General features: G+C 37.8%; 14 protein-coding genes. 2 read left to right on the top strand and 12 right to left on the bottom strand.

What is annotated here, in order from left to right; translation table 11 throughout:
- The first annotated feature begins 14 nt into the window (after positions 1 to 14).
- Positions 15 to 650 (top strand): YigZ family protein, encoded by a 636-nt coding sequence (locus tag K5Q14_RS07225; protein ID WP_220735135.1) that lies wholly within the window; start codon positions 15 to 17, stop codon positions 648 to 650.
- Positions 651 to 838: 188 nt separating this feature from the next.
- Here K5Q14_RS07225 and K5Q14_RS07220 read toward each other — a convergent pair whose 3' ends face one another.
- From K5Q14_RS07220 to K5Q14_RS07165, 12 genes are all read right to left on the bottom strand, one after another.
- Positions 839 to 1,822 (bottom strand): Ppx/GppA family phosphatase, encoded by a 984-nt coding sequence (locus tag K5Q14_RS07220; RefSeq protein WP_220735134.1) that lies wholly within the window; start codon positions 1,820 to 1,822, stop codon positions 839 to 841.
- A complete protein-coding gene (locus K5Q14_RS07215; RefSeq protein ID WP_220735133.1) occupies positions 1,819 to 3,963 on the bottom strand; it encodes an RNA degradosome polyphosphate kinase in 2,145 nt (714 codons plus the stop codon). The genes K5Q14_RS07220 and K5Q14_RS07215 overlap by 4 nt, the downstream gene beginning before the upstream one ends.
- Positions 3,963 to 5,456 carry a Ppx/GppA phosphatase family protein gene (locus tag K5Q14_RS07210; protein WP_220735132.1) on the bottom strand — a complete coding sequence of 498 codons (1,494 nt, stop codon included), beginning with the start codon at positions 5,454 to 5,456 and terminating at the stop codon, positions 3,963 to 3,965. Before K5Q14_RS07210 ends, K5Q14_RS07215 begins: the two co-directional genes overlap by 1 nt.
- A gap of 113 nt (positions 5,457 to 5,569) precedes the next feature.
- Complete coding sequence (locus K5Q14_RS07205) at positions 5,570 to 6,145, bottom strand: DNA-3-methyladenine glycosylase I (protein ID WP_220735131.1); 576 nt, start codon at positions 6,143 to 6,145, stop codon at positions 5,570 to 5,572.
- 198 nt (positions 6,146 to 6,343) lie between these two features.
- The gene (gene eno, locus K5Q14_RS07200) at positions 6,344 to 7,669 is read right to left on the bottom strand and encodes a phosphopyruvate hydratase (protein ID WP_010015690.1); all 1,326 of its coding nucleotides are present in this window, start codon (positions 7,667 to 7,669) and stop codon (positions 6,344 to 6,346) included.
- A gap of 89 nt (positions 7,670 to 7,758) precedes the next feature.
- Positions 7,759 to 8,319, bottom strand: coding sequence for a sigma factor (locus K5Q14_RS07195; protein ID WP_220735130.1), 561 nt, complete (start codon positions 8,317 to 8,319; stop codon positions 7,759 to 7,761).
- Positions 8,320 to 8,402: 83 nt separating this feature from the next.
- On the bottom strand, positions 8,403 to 9,164 hold the full coding sequence (rlmB, locus tag K5Q14_RS07190; protein WP_220735129.1) for a 23S rRNA (guanosine(2251)-2'-O)-methyltransferase RlmB: 762 nt from the start codon (positions 9,162 to 9,164) through the stop codon (positions 8,403 to 8,405).
- A complete protein-coding gene (locus tag K5Q14_RS07185) occupies positions 9,161 to 9,568 on the bottom strand; it encodes a Mini-ribonuclease 3 (RefSeq protein ID WP_220735144.1) in 408 nt (135 codons plus the stop codon). Before K5Q14_RS07185 ends, rlmB begins: the two co-directional genes overlap by 4 nt.
- 279 nt (positions 9,569 to 9,847) lie before the next feature.
- Complete coding sequence (gene rpoC, locus K5Q14_RS07180; RefSeq protein ID WP_220735128.1) at positions 9,848 to 13,510, bottom strand: DNA-directed RNA polymerase subunit beta'; 3,663 nt, start codon at positions 13,508 to 13,510, stop codon at positions 9,848 to 9,850.
- A 143-nt stretch (positions 13,511 to 13,653) separates the two neighbouring features.
- A complete protein-coding gene (rpoB, locus tag K5Q14_RS07175) occupies positions 13,654 to 17,268 on the bottom strand; it encodes a DNA-directed RNA polymerase subunit beta (protein ID WP_220735127.1) in 3,615 nt (1,204 codons plus the stop codon).
- Between the two features lie 272 nt (positions 17,269 to 17,540).
- Positions 17,541 to 18,353 carry a triose-phosphate isomerase gene (gene tpiA, locus K5Q14_RS07170; protein ID WP_220735126.1) on the bottom strand — a complete coding sequence of 271 codons (813 nt, stop codon included), beginning with the start codon at positions 18,351 to 18,353 and terminating at the stop codon, positions 17,541 to 17,543.
- Complete coding sequence (locus tag K5Q14_RS07165) at positions 18,350 to 18,703, bottom strand: hypothetical protein (RefSeq protein WP_220735125.1); 354 nt, start codon at positions 18,701 to 18,703, stop codon at positions 18,350 to 18,352. Before K5Q14_RS07165 ends, tpiA begins: the two co-directional genes overlap by 4 nt.
- A 366-nt stretch (positions 18,704 to 19,069) precedes the next feature.
- On the opposite strand from K5Q14_RS07165, the gene K5Q14_RS07160 reads away from it, so the two are divergent.
- Positions 19,070 to 19,594, top strand: coding sequence for a DUF2892 domain-containing protein (locus tag K5Q14_RS07160; RefSeq protein WP_220735124.1), 525 nt, complete (start codon positions 19,070 to 19,072; stop codon positions 19,592 to 19,594).
- Positions 19,595 to 19,670 lie beyond the last annotated feature (76 nt).

The raw sequence follows: 19,670 nt of genomic DNA, 5'->3' as shown, positions 1-19,670 counted from the left end.
GTATAATACGTTTTATGGCTAACTATATCACAATCGCTCCAAATAATTTTTTTTGGGAACAAACTATTAAAAAATCACGTTTTATTTTGAATATTGCTCGTATCAATTCAGAAGAAGAGGCGCGTTTATTCATTGATCAAATATCTACAGCACACAACAAAGCAAATCATAACGTTTTTGCTTACACACTTGGTGATAATGATCAAATTAAACGTTATTCTGATAACGGTGAGCCTAGTGGTACAGCTGGTATTCCTATGCTAGAAGTGTTGCAAAAAAATGACTTACATGATGTTGTCGCAGTCGTAACACGCTACTTTGGTGGTATTAAATTAGGCGCTGGTGGTTTAATACGCGCTTATGCCGGAACAGTAGCCGATGGTGTTAAGGCTGCAGGACTTGTTTCACGTTTAACACGTTTAAAAATAACGATTACAATAGACTACAAAAATTCAGATTTACTAACTTATTGGCTTACTAAACATGATTATCATATTATAGACACACAATATGATACGGCCGTCCATATTATCGTGCCCGTATCAAGTGATGCTATTCCTAAATTTCAACTCGCATTAAGAGATCTACTTGCTGGACAAGCAACATTTAAAATTGGTGAAGAAACTTTCTTTGAAATTCCTGTAAAGTAGGCTATAATTGAATAGTTATGATCTGCTAGTGTAATGGATCGCACACAAGATTCCGGTTCTTGAGATCCGGGTTCGACTCCCGGGTGGATCATTATTTAACAAAAATCCGCTAAACCTTTTAAGATAAAGGTTTAGCGGATTTTTATATGTTCATAAATTGAATGAATCACAGACCATATAAGTAAAAATTATAAATCTTCTGTATCTATAGTCATTGCTGCTGGTTCTGGTGATACAACATCATGTCCTGTATTTTTCGCAATTTGTTCAAATAGAATACCTTCACGTAACCCACTTTGTGAAAAAATGACTTGTTGACCTTCAGTAAATAGAAGTAATTCAACTAAAGGTAGTAACCCTCCGACAATAATATCACCACGTTCTTTTGCAAGACCTGGCATTTTTTTTCTGCCTTCAAGATCTTTTTTTAGAATATCTTGATAAATCGATGCAACCTCACCAACATTTAAATGATAACCGTGAACTGCCATACCTTGAATTTTTTCTTTTTTTCGACTAATTTTTGCCAACGTACGATTACTACCACCAAGTGCAATCAAAGGCATATTAATTGATTCACGAAGCCATGATATGTCGCCAAACAGTTGTCTTAAAGCGACTATAGCTGAAAATAATGCACCAGCTGATATATGATCTTTTTCTAAATAACTTTCTGAAATATTAACTGCGCCAACTGGTAGGCTGACAGCATGCACTGCTTGTTTGTTACGAACCAGAATTAACTCTGATGATGCACCACCAGTATCTAAAATCAAGGCGTCATTAATTGGAAACGTATTGATGACACCAACAAAATCAAAATGTGCCTCCTCTTCACCCGTTAACACATCTAATTCAAAACCCATTTCTTTTTTAAATGCAGTCAAGAATTCAGCCTGGTTGCTGGCTTGTCGAACAGCAGCTGTGGCAACAGCATGTATCTCCACTTTATCATTGTCGTAAACTTTTAGTGCTTGTTTAAATTTATTCAAAGCAGTCAAAGTACGGGCAACTGCTTCAGGTTGCAACACTTTATCTGGCCCCATACCAGTTGATAAACGGACCATTTCTTGAAATCTTGCTAAAACCTCGTAAGAACCATCATGATGATACCGACTAACCGTCATCCGTACCGAATTAGATCCTAAATCAATCACTGAAATAACTGTCATTCTTCGCTCCCATGCTCTTCAATAATAAACGGATTGTTTAATGGTTCAAACCTTTGCTTTGTTGCCATTAATTTGTCTTGTTTCACTTGATTTTTTTGCTGTACCAAACTATCTTGTATAAATGTTTCTTGTGCATCAAGAGCCATAACACCTCGGCGATCCTTCTTTTCAAAACTACCATTTGGTTGTAACACACGCGTTTTAACATTGTCCTGCCACATCGTTTGGAAAATAGATAGCACCTTGTCACGTAGACGATCATTTTTAAGTGGGAAAAGCAATTCAACCCGTCGATCCAAATTACGTGTCATCAAATCAGCTGATGATAAGTAAACTTTAGGATTACCGTCATTTTCAAAACTGTAAATGCGACTATGTTCCAAAAATCGACCAACAATTGAATGCACTTCAATTGTTTCACTAACTTCTGGTATGCCAACTTTCAACATCGTAATTCCTCGAATAATTAAGGACACCTTCACACCCGCTTGACTAGCTTGATACAAATGTCTTATCATACGCTCGTCTGATAATGAGTTAAACTTCATTTTAATACCAGCAGTTTTACCTGCCTTGGCATTTGCAATTTCATTATCAATTTGTTCATAAATAAATTCACGAATACCATCTGGTGACATATGTAATTGATGAAAATAACCTGGATCTGAGTAGCCAGTTAAAATATTAAAAATCGATGCAACATCTGCTCCCAATTCTGAATCACTGGTGAACAATCCCAAATCTGTATAAAAATTAGCTGTCACATCATTGTAATTACCAGTTCCCAAGTGAACATATCGTCGAATTGTGTCGTCTTCACGCCGCACAACTAAGACAACTTTTGCGTGAGTTTTTAATCCTCGTAACCCATAAACCACGTGTACACCTTGTCTCTCTAATTCTCGGGCCCAATGCACATTATTTTCTTCATCAAAACGTGCCTTAATTTCAACTAACACTGTGACTTGTTTACCATGCTGTGCCGCTTCACTTAATGCTTTAATAATAGGAGATTTGCCAGATACACGATACAATGTCATTTTAATGGCTATTACTTGATCATCTTTGGCAGCAGTTTGAATAAATTCTATCACTGGTCGAAAAGAATCATAAGGATGATGTAATAAGTAGTCTTGATTCTTAATACTATTAAATAATTTATCCGGTGCCAAATTTGGATTATTATAACCCTTAAATAATGGAAATTTTAAGTTTGGTTCCTGAATAAATTTCAGCCACACAGTCAAGAATGTCAAATCAATTGGTCCATTAACCATGTATGCACGGGATTCATCAACATGTAGTAACTTGATTAACTTTGTTCGCAATGATGAACTTGTTGTTCGCGAAAAAATTACCCGAATAATGCGCCCGCGTTCTCGTTCTTGTAATTTAGATTGTACATCTTGAAGAATGTTTGGTGTATCCTCGTCGTCTGCTATATCTAATTCCATATCTCGAATAACATGAAATACAGTTGATTCTCTGATGATATAGCCTGGAAATAAAGAAGACAAAAACAGCTGAACAACATCTTCAATTAAAATATACTGGTTATTCTCTGGTAAGGCTATAACACGGCCAGAAGTTTCAGGGACTTGCAATACAGCAATATATTTTTCTATCTTATCTTCTGTTTTCTTTAGACGCACGCCTATATTTAATGTGTCATTTGCCAAAAAAGGAAATGGTCGTGTTGTGTCAACGGCCATTGGTGTTAGAACGGGTAACAATTCTTGATCAAAAAAACGTTTCAAAAATTGGATTTGATTGGTCATCAAATCATCGGGATGTAGTAATTCAAAACCCTCACGTCTTAGCGCAGGTAATAAACTACGAGTTAACACTTGATACTGCTTTTTAATTTGTTCTCCGGCAACCTTTGAAATCTCATCTAATTGCTTTTTTGGTGTCAAACCAGCCGCATCTACTTTATCATGCCCAATCATAACCTGTTGTTGTAAACTGGCAACACGAACCATGAACCATTCGTCCATATTTTTTTGCGTGATTGCCAAAAAATTAGCACGTTCTAATAATGAATTTTGAACATCGCGTGCTTCTTCTAACACCCGATCATTAAATGCTAACCAACTGATTTCACGGTTCACGTAATATTTTGCACGTTTAAAATCAACCATTAGCCTCTCCTCCTTTGTCGCTTCAACATAATCGGCAATCCAAATACTGTTTCAAAAAATTTCGCTTTTTGAGCAAATACATAGATTTCAAGTTGTAAATCAACAATTGTCTGCCCTATAATTGTAATGCGATCATTGGCTATAGATACTGTTAATTTACTAATTTTTTGCAGACGACTGTCATCCAAAGCATCGGCCAACCGTAATAAGGCAGCTAGCTTTGCAATACGCAATCGCTGTTGTGGTGAAAATTCCTGTACTGTACGCAAAGCATTATCTGGTGTCTCGGCACTGTGGTATCTGGCAATAGCTGCAATCATACGTTGCTCGGATGTAGATAAGCCATGAAAATCAATACCTTCAAGAATTTCTTCTGAATATTGATAGTGTTTCTGAGAATTAATAAAACTACCGACATCATGCACTAAGGCTGCAACGCCTAACAATAGCCGATCACGTTTATTCAAATGATGAATTTTTTTCAAACGATCAAACAATTGTCTGGCATAAATCAACACAATTTCACGATGCTTTTCTTCAACCATATAACGGTCAGCGATACCCCGTGCAGCGGTAATGATATCATCTTCATCATGATTATCAGTGACTGATAACCCATCTAATACTGTTAAATCACTAATTTGCAAGTCCTTAACACCGACTGCAGTCATAACATTCATTAATAATAACATCTCTATCAACGCAAAAGGCACGTCATTTAAATCAACATCATATTTTTCAATAATCGCTTGATCATTCATACTTGCTAAATCATCAATAACACTTTGTAACTGATCTTTTGACACAACAATCCAATGCTGATTTTCTGGTAAAAATATATTTTGAGCTGAGTCAGCACCCAATAAAATTAATGTTTCAGTGTGCTTAAATGGTGGTAACATATGCCAGAAATCTGCTAGTTTACTACTAATAAACTCAGCCGCTAAAGCTTTTTCCTGTACAACTTCAACTGACATGGTATTAATTGATTGTGCTAATTTAACTGGCCCTACGGCTGAGTGTTGAGAAAATTCAAAACGGTTTTTCTCAAAATATCCCAAATCAATACGACCTGAACTCATACCAAGTACAAAGGCATTTTTTTCAATTAACGCCGTGTGTTGAATACCCTGTGCATGACGAACAGCAAGTTGCCGATAGTAACTTTCTTGATTACCATTTAACCAGCTGATGCCAAGACCTGTGATGCTTTCAATTTGATCTGCAAAATATACTGCATTTTTAACTTGCGATAATGCTTCACTACCAAATAACCGTATATCACGGACGCCATAGTCGCGTAATAATTGTTGAAAACGTTGTACCTGATCGAGTATGCGTCGCATAATTTCAATTGAAAATGTCGGTGTATTAATATCACTTTCACTAAATTCGCGATTCACATTTTCAATTTTTTTACCAGTCTTGGTGTCGATAATCTGTAATGCAGCTGTGCTGGAATTCAGTAATATGATGCCCTCTAATTTCGCCATATTCACCTTTACCTCTAACGTATATGCTACCCTAAGTTTATCATATATCTGACTTTACGAACTTATAAATCTGGTAAAGAATAAATTTTATAATATACTTAGATTCAATCATGCTATTTAAACGAACAATTTTTTTCGTGATCGTTAATAATACCGATGCCTTGTAAATATGAATAAATAGTTACAGGGCCAGTAAATTTAAATCCTCTTTTCTTCATATCCTTGGCAATCGCTTGAGACAAAGCATTCTGCGCTGGTACATCTTGATTAGTTGTAATTTGGTTATCTATTATTTTATTATTGGTAAAATGCCATATGTAGTTCGAAAAACTGTTAAATTCATCTTGCACGCGTTTTATGGCATGTGCATTATTAATTGTTGCGCTAATTTTTAGACCATTTCGAATAATATTAGGATTTTCTTTTAAAGCTATGGCGTTTTTTTCTGTCATTTGACTCACTTGTGTGATGTCAAAATTATGGAAAGCCAGCTTCAATCCTGGCCTCTTTTTTAATGAAATTTCCCAACTCAATCCTGCTTGAAAAACTTCCAACGTCAATAATTCAAATAATTGTTGATCATCCCCTCGCAATGGTTTTCCCCATTCCTGATCATGATATTTTGTCATGACATTATCAACCTCATACTTAGCAACCCATTGGCAGCGCATTATTTTTTTTTCAACCATTTAAACATCCTTTTCATTGGATCCGTCTTTTTTTCATTATTTCCGGTATGCCAATATATCACATGTGCGATTGTTGCCAAACCTATAGTCATTAAAACTTTTAACCAAATTTTATTATGACGCATATCCCCGGCCTTCCAATATTTTTATGTACTAAAAAATCATCCCAAAATGGCATGATTTTTGTCATTACTTAAATTACTTGTTTTGAATCGTTTCACGAGCAGCAGCTGATAAGTTATAGAATGAATGAATACCCTTATACTTAGCAGTTGTGTCTAACAATTCTTCAATGCGGATTAATTGGTTGTACTTAGCAATACGATCAGTACGTGACAATGAACCAGTCTTGATTTGACCTGCGTTTGTAGCAACAACCAAGTCAGAAATTGTTGTGTCTTCTGTTTCACCTGAACGGTGAGAAACGATAGCCGTGTAACCAGCTTCCTTAGCCATTTCAATGGCTTCGAAAGTTTCTGTCAAAGTACCAATTTGGTTAACCTTGATCAAAATTGAGTTAGCAGCACCCATGTTAATACCCTTTTCAAGGTATTGCGTGTTAGTTACGAAGAAGTCATCACCAACCAACTGTACTTTCTTACCCAATTCTGCAGTAATTGTAGCCCAGTCTTCCCATTCATTTTCATCAATAGGATCTTCAATTGAGATGATTGGGTAACGATCTGCCAAATCTTCAAGATACTTGATGAATTCTGGTGTTGTAAATTCATCACCAGTTGACCAACGTAACTTGTATGTCTTTGTTTCTGCATCGTACAATTCTGATGACGCCACATCGACAGCAATAGCAATATCTTGACCTGGCTTGTAGCCAGCAGCTTCAATCGCGCGAATCAAGTACTTCAAAGGTTCTTCGTTATCAGCAAAGTCAGGTGCAAATCCACCTTCATCACCAACTGAAGTTGCCTTACCATCTGCTTCTAACAACTTCTTCAAAGCGTGGAAAGTTTCTGAACCGTAACGAATTGCTTCCTTAACCGTTGGCGCACCAACAGGCATAATCATAAATTCTTGGAAGTCAACCTTGTTAGCTGAATGAGCACCACCATTGATAACGTTCATCATAGGTGTTGGCAATACGTATGAGTTTGCACCACCCAAGTATGAAAACAATGGCACACCCAATTCATCAGCAGCAGCACGGGCAGCAGCAATTGAAACAGCCAAAATAGCGTTTGCACCTAACTTACCCTTATTTTCTGTACCGTCGAGTTCGATCATAGCTTGATCGATTGCACGTTGGTCAGTGACATCGAACTTACCAACCAAAGCTTTAGCGATAGCATCGTTAACATTGGCAACAGCCTTTGTTGTACCCTTACCGCCAAAGCGTGACTTGTCTCCATCACGCAATTCAACAGCTTCGTGTTCACCAGTTGAGGCACCGGAAGGTACCATACCACGACCGAAACCACCTAATTCTGTGATAACTTCAGCTTCAAGTGTAGGGTTTCCACGTGAGTCAAGGACTTCGCGTGCGATAATATCAGTAATTAAAGACATATGTCTAATTCTCCTTTGGTTTATGGTTTTATACCATGTATATTATATCACAGGGAGATGACTGAAACACAATTTGTACCTCAATTATTTTATGACGATTTAGAAATTGCCGTATGCATGGCTTTTTTAAAGCGATATTGCATTTGTTCAAACCGGCGTGTTGTCAATTCTGAATTTGGACTATCAATACCTAAAAGTTGTCGTACCGTTTGTTTAAATTCAGGCGTTTTAGCAATTTCTGTTGTACTTAACATATCCCGTAATAAACATAATTGTTCTGGATCATAAGTATCTGTTCCCATATTAAATAGATTTCCTGAATCATCACTATTTTCTGAAATAATTGTTTTTTCAAAATCTGATTTTGCTGTATAGTATGATCGCACTAAATCGGTTGCATGATTTGATAATGCTGTAATAAAATAAGTTGAAAATTTAGCACGTGGATGGACTGTATCAAACTTATTAACACATTTTATCAGTATTTCTAAACCATCTGAATACCAATCGTCTGCCGTGATGCGACTGCTAATTTTTCGACGATGCACATCATACATTGCACCACGTAAATGTTTAATCAGTACATTATATGCCAACTCATGTCCGTTTTGCGCAGCACGGACAACTGCTACCAATCTATCTTTCCCCAAATTCCTTCTCCCACTATATTGATGTTCAAAGTCATTTTCATCTATAGAAAATCATTACAAATAAAAATCACTTCAAACACTTTTTATAATGGATTACGAGAGCTAAATCCTTGATACATTAACAAACTTGCAGCAACACTAGCATTTAAACTTTGAACATGCCCAGTCATTGGAATGGTTAACATACTATCTACCTTTTTCTTTAGTAGAGGTGAAATACCTTTCCCTTCATTACCAATAATCAAAGCCGTCGCACCCTTCGCATCCCAACGTCGATAATCTTCACCAGCCATATCTGTCCCGAACACCCACATACCACGATCTTTTAATTCGCTAACTGTGTTAACTAAATTCGTTACACGAGCTACTGGTACATGCTCAATGGCACCAGTAGAAATTTTAGCAACTGTCGCGGTTAATTGTACTGCACGTCGCTTCGGAATGATAATACCGTGTACGCCAGTGGCATCAGCAGTTCTTAAAATTGATCCCAAATTATGTGGATCCTCAATACCGTCTAAAATTAAGAAAAAAGGTTCTGCTTCATGTTGTTTAGCATTTTCAAATAAATCATCAATCGTTGCATAGTTAAATGCTGCAACACTCAAAACAACGCCTTGGTGATTACCACCATCCGTTAGTTCGTCTAGTTTTGATTTTGGTGCTTGTTGAATGACTAATCCTTTTTTCTTGGCAAGTTGAGTGACTTCATTACGTATTTTGTCCTGTAATCCTGTTTGAAGCCATACTTTATTAATTTCTTGTGTTCCTTTTAAGGCTTCAACACTGGCATAATGGCCATATACAAATTCTGTTTGATCCGGTATTTGTTGTTCTTGCTTCATTTGCTCGTTCTCCCTGATTCTACTTGTTCAAAAATCCATGTCATTAATTCACTAATGCGCTCAGGTTGCCCTGATAAATGTAAAAATCCAAATAATGCTTCGATACCAGTTGATATACGATAGGTCACTACATCTGTATTTTTTGCTTTTGTGTGTGACTTCGCATTTCGGCCGCGTTTGAAATAAACCAATTCATTATTTGTTAGTAGGCTATCGGTCATCATACACTCAAACAGCGCTGCATGTGCTTTAGCTGAAACGTAATGTTTACTACGTTTTTGCAAGTCATTGACTTTTGTTAAACCTAACGAGAGCAAGTGCTGGCGCACTTCAAGTTCATAAATCGCATCACCGATATAGGCTAACGATAATCCATTCATTTGTTCATATTGTAAATTTTGCATATCTTTATTATACGCGAGATTTGACATACACGTATAAGTTTCGTGTGTTCTGCAGAACTATTTTAGTATAAATGAAAAAAACAATAATACCTATACTTTTGGCCTAATTGGTTGCGTTTTTGGCCTAATTGGTTTTTTAACAACATTTTTATGACATTAACGACTTTTTGTCATAAAATAAAAAAATAGTGGTTACCTTATATGAGATTTTTAGTCTCATACAAGGCGACCACTATTTTATAAAACAGCTTGTTTAAAATTATTTATATCTATTAAAAATTACGCTTCAAAAGTTTTAGCCACATCATCTAACTTAGGAATATCAGGTGTTGCTTCTTTATCAGCTTCAGGTTGTGCAATAACATTACCAACCACTTTACTTTTAATTTTGCGATATTCAGCCATACCAGTTCCGGCAGGGATAATCTTACCAATAATAACGTTTTCTTTCAAACCAACCAACGGATCATTTTTTCCGCGAATAGCTGCATCTGTCAAGACACGAGTTGTCTCTTGGAATGATGCTGCAGATAGGAATGAGTTTGTTTCCAAAGCAGCTTTTGTGATACCAAGAAGCACTGGACGTGCAGTTGCTGGTACCAAACCTTCGAATAACGCTGGTTCATTAGCACGTTGGAAATCTGCAATATCCATTAACATTCCTGGTAACAGATTTGTTTCTCCCGGATCCATGACACGAATTTTACGCAACATTTGACGAATCATAACTTCAATATGTTTATCAGAAACTTCGATACCTTGCAAACGATAAACTTTTTGGATTTCCGTTAACATATACGATTCGGTTGTCAAGGTGTCTGTAACTGCTAGCAATTCTTTAGGATCAACTGGCCCTTCATTAATTGCAGCACCACGCTCAATGTCATCGCCTTCGGCAAAACGCATACGCGCTGCTAATGGCAAAGTATAGGTACGTGTATCTGTTTCGCCTTCGATCGTCACAGCTTTTGTACGCTCAGCTGGATTTTCTTCAATGGAAACAACTGTACCAGTAACTTCTGAAATTTCAGCACGTCCCTTAGGTATACGTGCTTCAACAATTTCTTGCACACGAGGCAAACCTTGTGTAATATCGTTACCACCGGCAACACCACCCGTATGGAAGTTACGCATTGTCAATTGTGTACCTGGTTCTCCGATTGACTGTGCAGCAACAGTTCCAACTGCTTCACCAACTTCAACTTCTTCACCTGTAGCCAAGTTACGACCATAATCAAGCACAGAAACACCATGTTCTGTTGTCGATGTGAAGACAGAACGAATTGTTACTTCTTCAACACCAGCAGCAACAATAGCCTTTGCAACGTCTTCATCAATCATTTCGTTACGCGAAACAATCTTGTCTCCAGTTTCTTGATTAAAGACTGACTTCATAGCATAGCGACCCAATATACGATCATAAAGTGGTTCAACAACGGAATTACCATCCATGATTGCCTGAACAGCAACACCACGATCAGCATTGTTATTCCATTCACGAACGATAACATCTTGTGCAACATCGACAAGTCGACGTGTCAGATAACCAGAGTTAGCTGTCTTCAAAGCCGTATCAGACATACCTTTACGTGCGCCGTGAGTAGAAATAAACATTTCCATCACTGTCAAGCCTTCACGGAAATTAGCTGTAACTGGCAATTCAATAATTTTACCACCAGGACCAGCCATTAATCCACGCATACCAGCTAATTGAACGAAGTTTGAAATGTTACCACGTGCCCCTGAATCTTGCATCATGAAAATAGGGTTTGTTGGTTCAAATAAATCAATCAACTTATCTTGAATAACATCTTTTGCTTTAGTCCATATTTCAGTCACACGTTGGTAGCGCTCTTCATCTGTAATCAAACCGCGACGGAATTGCTTGGTAACTGTTGCAACTTGTTGATGAGCATCTGCTAAAATAGCTGGTTTTTCAGGCAACTCAGTCACATCGTTCATTGACACTGTCAATCCTGATTCTGTTGACTTTGCATAACCTAAATCTTTCATGCGATCCAATAATAATGATGTTTCTGTTACTTTATAACGCTTATAAACTTCAGCAATGACATCTGACAAGAAGCCTTTTTTAAACGCACTCACAGTTGACGTATCTGCCAAATAATCATGAATATCTTCACCTGATTCAATAAAGAACGTATCCTTAATACCCTTAAAGTTATCTTCGGAAGGTTCGTTAATGTATGGGAAGTCAACAGGCAAAATTTCATTAAAAATTAATTTACCAACTGAAGTCACCATAATTTTGGCACGTTGTTCCACTGTAAATGGTTTTGCTTCTGGGAAAGAAGATGTTTGAATACCAATACGTGTATGATAGTGAACAACCTTATTTGCAAAAGCAATTTGAGCTTCTTCTACAGATGAGAATATCATTCCTTCACCTTCACGACCAACTTCTTCGGCCGTCAAGTAATAGTTTCCAATAACCATATCTTGTGAAGGTGCAACAATTGGCTTACCATCTTTAGGTGCCAAAATATGACCAGCAGCAAGCATCAACAAACGTGCTTCAGCTTGTGCTTCATCAGACAAAGGCACGTGAATAGCCATTTGATCGCCATCAAAATCAGCGTTATATGCTTCTGTAACCAATGGATGCAAACGCATAGCTTTTCCTGAAACTAGCACTGGTTCGAAAGCTTGAATTCCCAAACGATGTAATGTTGGTGCACGGTTCAAAAGAACTGGGTGCTCTTTAATAACATCTTCCAAAACATCCATAACATCTTCGTCTGCTTTGTCAATTTTACGTTTAGCAGATTTAACATTGCCAGCTAAATTGCGTGTTGTTAATTCTTTCATGATGAATGGGCGGAATAATTCAATTGCCATTGGACGTGGCAATCCCATTTGGTTCATCTTCAAGAAAGGTCCAACATCAATAACTGAACGACCAGAATAATCGACACGTTTACCTAACAAGTTTTGGCGGAAACGGCCTTGTTTTCCTTTCAACATATGAGAAAGGGACTTTAATGGTCGATTACCAGGTCCAGCTACTGGTCGTCCACGACGACCGTTATCAATTAATGCATCAACAGCTTCTTGAAGCATACGCTTTTCGTTTTGTACGATAATTCCTGGCGCATTCAAATCAAGCAAACGCTTTAAACGGTTGTTACGGTTAATCACACGACGATATAAATCATTCAAATCAGATGTGGCAAAACGACCACCTTCTAATTGAACCATTGGGCGTAAGTCTGGTGGAATAACTGGAATAACATCCATAACCATCCATTCAGGCTTATTGTTTGATTGGAAAAACGCCTCAATAATATCCAAACGTCTTACTGCACGTACTCGTTTTTGACCTGTTGCTTCTTGCAGTTCGCGTTTCAATTGATCTGCTTCAGCAGCTAGATCAACACTAGCCAACAAATCTTTTATTGCCTCAGCACCCATGCCAGCTTTAAAACTAGCACCATATTCGCGCTTCAATTCACGGTATTCACGTTCTGTCATTAATTGCTTCTTTTCAACAGGTGCATCACCAGGTTCGATGACAACATATGAAGCAAAGTAGATAATTTCTTCAAGTGAGCGAGGTGACATGTCTAAAACAAGACCCATACGTGATGGTATACCCTTGAAGTACCAAATGTGTGTAACAGGTGCAGCTAATTCGATGTGACCCATACGTTCACGACGAACTTTTGATGATGTAACTTCAACGCCACAACGATCACAAACAATTCCTTTGTATCGGATTCGCTTATATTTACCGCAGGCGCATTCATAATCTTTTGTTGGTCCGAAGATGCGTTCGTCGAACAAGCCATCTTTCTCTGGCTTAAGTGTTCGATAGTTAATTGTTTCTGGTTTTTTTACTTCGCCATAAGACCATGAACGGATCTTATCAGGGGAAGCCAAACCGATTTGCATGCTTTCGAACTTATTAACATCAATTGCCATCTATTTGCTGTTACCTTTCATTATTTATTACGTAAACGCGTATATACAATATCCACGTTTGCTATCAGCCACTTTTTATGATTATTATAAAAAGCATCTGATAACAAACGTGCAATATTTGTATCTACACGTTATGTTTTATGTTAAACTTCGTCGTTTGTTTGAATCGTATCTTGCGATGTGACCTTCAAGAATGCTGCGGCTACTTCATCGTCTTCTTTGTTCAATAAGTCAGGATTTGAACGCACTAACTTTTCAAGTGCATCAACAGGTAAGATTGAATCATCTTCGTCCATTTGACGTAATTCAACTTCACTACCCGCACCATCCAAAACTTGCATATCCAATCCAAGTGCCTGCAATTCCTTCACAAGAACTCGGAATGATTCTGGGACACCTGGACGTGGAATTGGTTCACCCTTGATAATTGACTCGTAGACTTTCACACGACCAGCAACATCATCTGACTTATATGTCAAAATTTCTTGCAAAGTATAAGCAGCGCCATATGCTTCAAGTGCCCAAACTTCCATTTCACCGAAACGCTGTCCACCAAATTGTGCTTTACCACCCAAAGGCTGTTGCGTAACAAGTGAGTAAGGTCCGATTGAACGTGCATGAATTTTATCATCGACCATGTGGGCCAATTTCATATAATGCATGACACCAACACCAACACGTTTATCAAATGCTTCACCAGTACGGCCATCATAAACCACTGATTTACCATCTTGTGGCAAACCTGCCTCGCGCAAAGCAGCTTCAATTTCATCATCGCTAGCACCATCAAAGACAGGTGATGCAACATGAATACCTAACTTTTTAGCAGCAAAACCAAGATGTAATTCAAGTACTTGACCAATATTCATACGTGAAGGCACACCCATGGGTGACAACAAGATATCAATTGGCGTACCATCTGGCATATATGGCATGTCTTCTTCAGGAACAACAACGGAAACAGTTCCCTTGTTACCATGACGACCAGCCATCTTATCTCCGACTTGAATTTTACGCTTTTGAGCGATATAAACACGTACCATCATGTTAACGCCTGGTGCTAATTCATCACCATTTTCTGGTGTATAAATACGAACGTTTTGAACGACACCACCACCACCATGAGGAACACGTAGTGATGTATCACGCACTTCACGCGCTTTTTCACCAAAGATAGCATGAAGCAAACGTTCTTCAGCTGATAATTCTGTGACACCCTTAGGTGTCACTTTACCGACTAGAATGTCGCCATCATGTACTTCAGCTCCAACGCGAATAATACCGTCAGCATCTAAATCCTTCAACTGATCTTCACCAGTGTTAGGAATTTCACGTGTCATTTCTTCAGGTCCGAGTTTTGTATCTCGTGCTTCTGAATCATATTCTTCAATATGAATTGATGTATAAACATCCTCACGAACCAAACGTTCGTTCAAGACGATAGCATCTTCGAAGTTATAACCTTGCCAAGTCATGAATGCAATTAATGGGTTTTGTCCCAAAGCTAATTCGCCTTGTTCCATTGAAGGACCATCAGCCAAAACTTCATCAGCTTCAACATGTTCACCTTCATGAATAATTGGCTTTTGGTTATAGTTTTTTCCACCGTTAGAACGACGGAATTTCATTAATTCATAATGATCCAATTGACCATCTTCACGACGAATACGAATTTCATGACCATCAACATATTCAACCATACCAGCTGCACGTGAAATCATGGCAACACCTGAATCGTGGGCAGCTTTGTACTCAATACCTGTCCCAACAAGAGGTGCATGTGGATCAAGCAAAGGCACTGCTTGACGTTGCATGTTAGCGCCCATTAAAGCACGGTTAGAATCATCGTTTTCCAAGAAAGGAATAGCAGCAGTTCCAACAGAGACGACTTGCTTGGGCGACACATCCATATAATCAATACGATCAATTGGTGTTTCAATGTTTTCTTCACCGAAACGGGCCATTACTGTGTCATGAACAAAGCTACCATCATCATTCAAAGGTGAGTTTGCTTGTGCCACGATAAAGTTATCTTCTTCATCAGCTGTCAAATAGTCAATTTTGTCAGTAACCATATGTGTTGTCCAATCGACACGACGATATGGTGTTTCGATAAAGCCATACTTATTAATACGACCATAAGTAGCTAACGAGTTGATTAGTCCAATGTTAGGACCTTCTGGCGTTTCGATTGGATCAATACGGCCGTAATGAGTGTAGTGCACATCTCGAACTTCCACACCAGCACGATCACGTGTCAAACCACCAGGTCCAAGAGCTGATAGTCGACGCTTATGGTTCATCTCTCCTAATGGGTTTGTTTGATCCATAAACTGTGATAATTGTGACGACCCAAAGAACTCTTTCACAGCAGCAACAACAGGTCGAATGTTAATTAATTGTTGTGGTGTTACTGTGTTGGCATCTTGAATTGACATACGTTCACGTACAACACGTTCCATACGTGTCAAACCAATACGGAATTGGTTTTGTAACAATTCACCAACTGAACGAATTCGGCGATTTCCTAAGTGATCAATATCATCGACATTTCCGATACCTTCTTGCAAATTCAAGAAGTAGTTCATACCAGCTAAAATATCCGCAGGACGTACCGTACGATCATTTTCATCAATATGACCATTACCAATTAGAACCAAAGTCTTTTCAGGATCTTCAGGTGATTCGATTTTGATTTTTTGGAGTACTACAGGTTCTTCAAGTACAGCATCCCCAGAAGGTGTATATGTTGTCGTTTTAAAGTCTTCACGTTCCAAAAATGGACTTAACTTCGACATGACTGTCTTATCAACTGTTGTTCCTTTTTCAGCGATTACTTCACCAGAATCTGGATCTGCTAATGTTTCCGCCAATGTATGATTCAACAAACGTGTCTTCAACGACAATTTCTTGTTAATCTTGTAGCGACCAACAGAAGCTAAATCGTAACGTTTTGGATCAAAGAAGCGTGCAACTAATAAGGCACGTGATGAGTCAGCAGTTTTAGGTTCACCTGGACGCAAGCGTTCGTAAACATCTTTCAAAGCTTCTTCAACACGTGAATCAGACATGTCTTTGTGCACATCTTTTTCCAAAGTCATGTTCAATGCGTCATATTGATCAGAAAAAATATCAAGAATGTCTGAATCCGAACCAAATCCAAGGGCACGTACTAACTCAGTCATCAATAACTTACGTGTACGATCAATACGAACGTTAGCAATACCTTTGGCATCTGTCTCATATTCTAACCATGCACCACGGTTAGGGATAACAGTCGTACCATAGCGTGGTCGACCATTTTTATCATTTTCTTGGTTGTAATAAATTCCAGGGGAACGCACTAATTGTGAAACGATAACACGTTCCGCACCGTTAATAATGAACGTTCCTTGTTCCGTCATTAGTGGGAAATCACCAAAGAACACGTCTTGTGACTTAATTTCACCAGTTTCATGGTTTGTCAAACGCAAGGTTACGTGTAATGGTGCTGAATAATTGGCGTCGTGTTCACGCGCCTCATCAATATTATATTTTGGTTCCATCAATTGATAATCGACGTATTCCAATGATAATGTTCCTTGGAAATCATCAATCGGCATGATGTCGCCAAACATTTCTTTGATACCATCATCCAAGAACCATTGATATGATGCCGTTTGAATTTCAATCAAATTAGGCACATCAAGTACTTCTTTGATGCTAGCATATGAACGACGGGTACGATGCTTACCGTACTTTACTAAATGTCCTGCCACATTTATCACCTCACTTGTTTTTCACTGCGTTCTGTTTGTTACAATTTAGTTACAAAATCACTTTTATTCTAGATTTCATCACCGCATAGGCACAAAAAAAGCAATCGCCGCTGTTTCCGCAGACAACGTTTGCTTCAATATAAAGGTATTGCGGACAATATTTCGCAAAATGCCGTATTTATTCACAGTATTACTATCAATAATTATACGCTTTTAACAATATTTTGCAAGTCAGTCCAATTAATAAACACGTGTGATTTGAATTTTGTTTTTTAAATGTGATCCACATCAAATTCTGGCACGTTTGGATCACGTACAATTTCAACTAATTGTAGAAATTGTGTTGGGTCTAATGCTGCTGTGCCAACAAGAACGCCGTCTATGTCATTTTGCAACATAATTTCACGTGCGTTATTAGGTGTTACTGAGCCGCCATAAAGGATTCGAACTTGCTCAGCAATAACTGGCGAATACAGTTTAGCCAATGTTTGACGGATAAGATGCGCTGCTTTTTGTGCTTGATCAGCGCTAGCTGCCTCACCAGAACCAATTGCCCATGTGGGTTCATATGCAATAGTGACATTTCTAATTTGATCCACGGAAACGCCAGCTAATGCTGCAGCTACTTGGGCAACAGAAGGTTCGGCGTCCATAAACTGTGCATATGTGCTCATATCTTCATCAACATCAATAATTGGACGTAAGCCGTTTCGTAAGGCTGCAGTCACTTTTAAATTAACTGTTGAATCTGTCTCATTGAAAAATTTTCGACGTTCAAAGTGGCCAATTAATACATATTTTGCACCAATATCTTTTAAAGCCCGAGGTGATGTTTCACCTGTGTAGGCCCCACTATCTTCCCAATGAACATTTTCAGCCACAACATGAATTGGTGAATCTGCCGTCGCACGGACCATATCTGACAAAAACAAATCTTGTGCTGCAATTCCTGTCTCAACTACTCGTTGATCTGGCACTTTACCATTAACCTGCGCCAAAAAATCAACAACATCTGCCTGTAACTTGTTAATTTTCCAATTAGCAACGACAAATGGCACCCGCTGTGCCTTATGTGTCTTAGTCATGATTTATCACTACTCCTTAGCATCATAAAGATAAATACCGCTTCAATTAAAAGCAACATTGCTGTATATTGTGGTTCCTCATTAAGTAGATACAACACCGCAAAACTAATAATTAAGGCGCTCAGTCCCATGATGGTTTTAACCATAGATTGATGATACTTACTACGTGTTAATTGTTCTGTTAAATGTTGATTTCTTTCTGTTAATTCTGAAACATCCAGCTTCAACGTCTCTAACTGATCTAACAATTGATCATTTTCTTGTTGCATCGCATCAAAAGTCGTACGTGAAACAATATCTTCATCTAGCTTTGACTCATTATTTTTTTTAGTTCGTTTAAAGAGTAACATATTATTCTCCATTGCTTTTATTTTACCACAACAGATAGTACATGAACTAGAAAATCAAACACTGTCACATACTGACAGGTTATTTGATGACAATATTTATACACAATAAAATCATCTCAATGATAATTCTCTCACTCTTAGCTATTTTCTCAGTTGTCGTTTCCATATAATGTTGCTTTTTTATTTCCAATTTTGACAAGACATTGAAATATTTTACACATTTTTTATTTAGTCCTTTCATAATAATGTATTAATATGATATGATTAACGTTGCTCATATAATAAATTAAAATTGTGTTATATTATAAATCATCATCAAATACGTGCAATAATGAATCACGAAAAAAGCTTTTAGGAGATTTTATAATGGTTGAATCAATTCAAACTTCTACTAACAAAGACTTTGCTGTAAGTCTTGTTACCCCTTGGATAAAAGGAAATATGTACGTATCACCAGATGGATTTTTAAAGATAAAGATGCAAAACACGATTTTATTCGGAATGATTCCAGCAGGAATGACAAAAGATTCATCACCTTTAGGAAATGTTTCAAACGTTTCTTCGAACAAAGAGTTTAAAATTGGCCGTATATTTTTAGGATTAATAATTGCAATTGGTGGTCTTATGGCACTATCAAGTTCTCCACTAGTAGGTATTGTTCTTGCACTTATTGGTGTAGGCATTTTCGGTAGTGGTATTATCACAGTTTTTGCTTACGAACGAAATGGTGTCGAAAAGCGAGTTTATTTACCATTTTTTGAAGCTAATCACGTTGCCGAGTTCGAAGAACAAGTGTTAGCAGAAATTGCAAAGTTTTACGATGATAGAAACGTTAGAAAACATTCTCAAGAGAATGCTCAAACAATCGTTGATGGCTTGCGTAACAATTAGTAAATTCTAACTTGCCAATAACAACACACTCATACTGCAAAAAAGGCCAAAGAAGACGATTATTAACGTGTCTCTG

The organism is Leuconostoc inhae (assembly GCF_019656015.1).
Classification (GTDB): Bacteria; Bacillota; Bacilli; order Lactobacillales; family Lactobacillaceae; genus Leuconostoc; species Leuconostoc inhae_A.
Note: the sequence above shows the minus strand (reverse complement) of the source record. Positions and strands in the feature narration are given on the sequence as shown.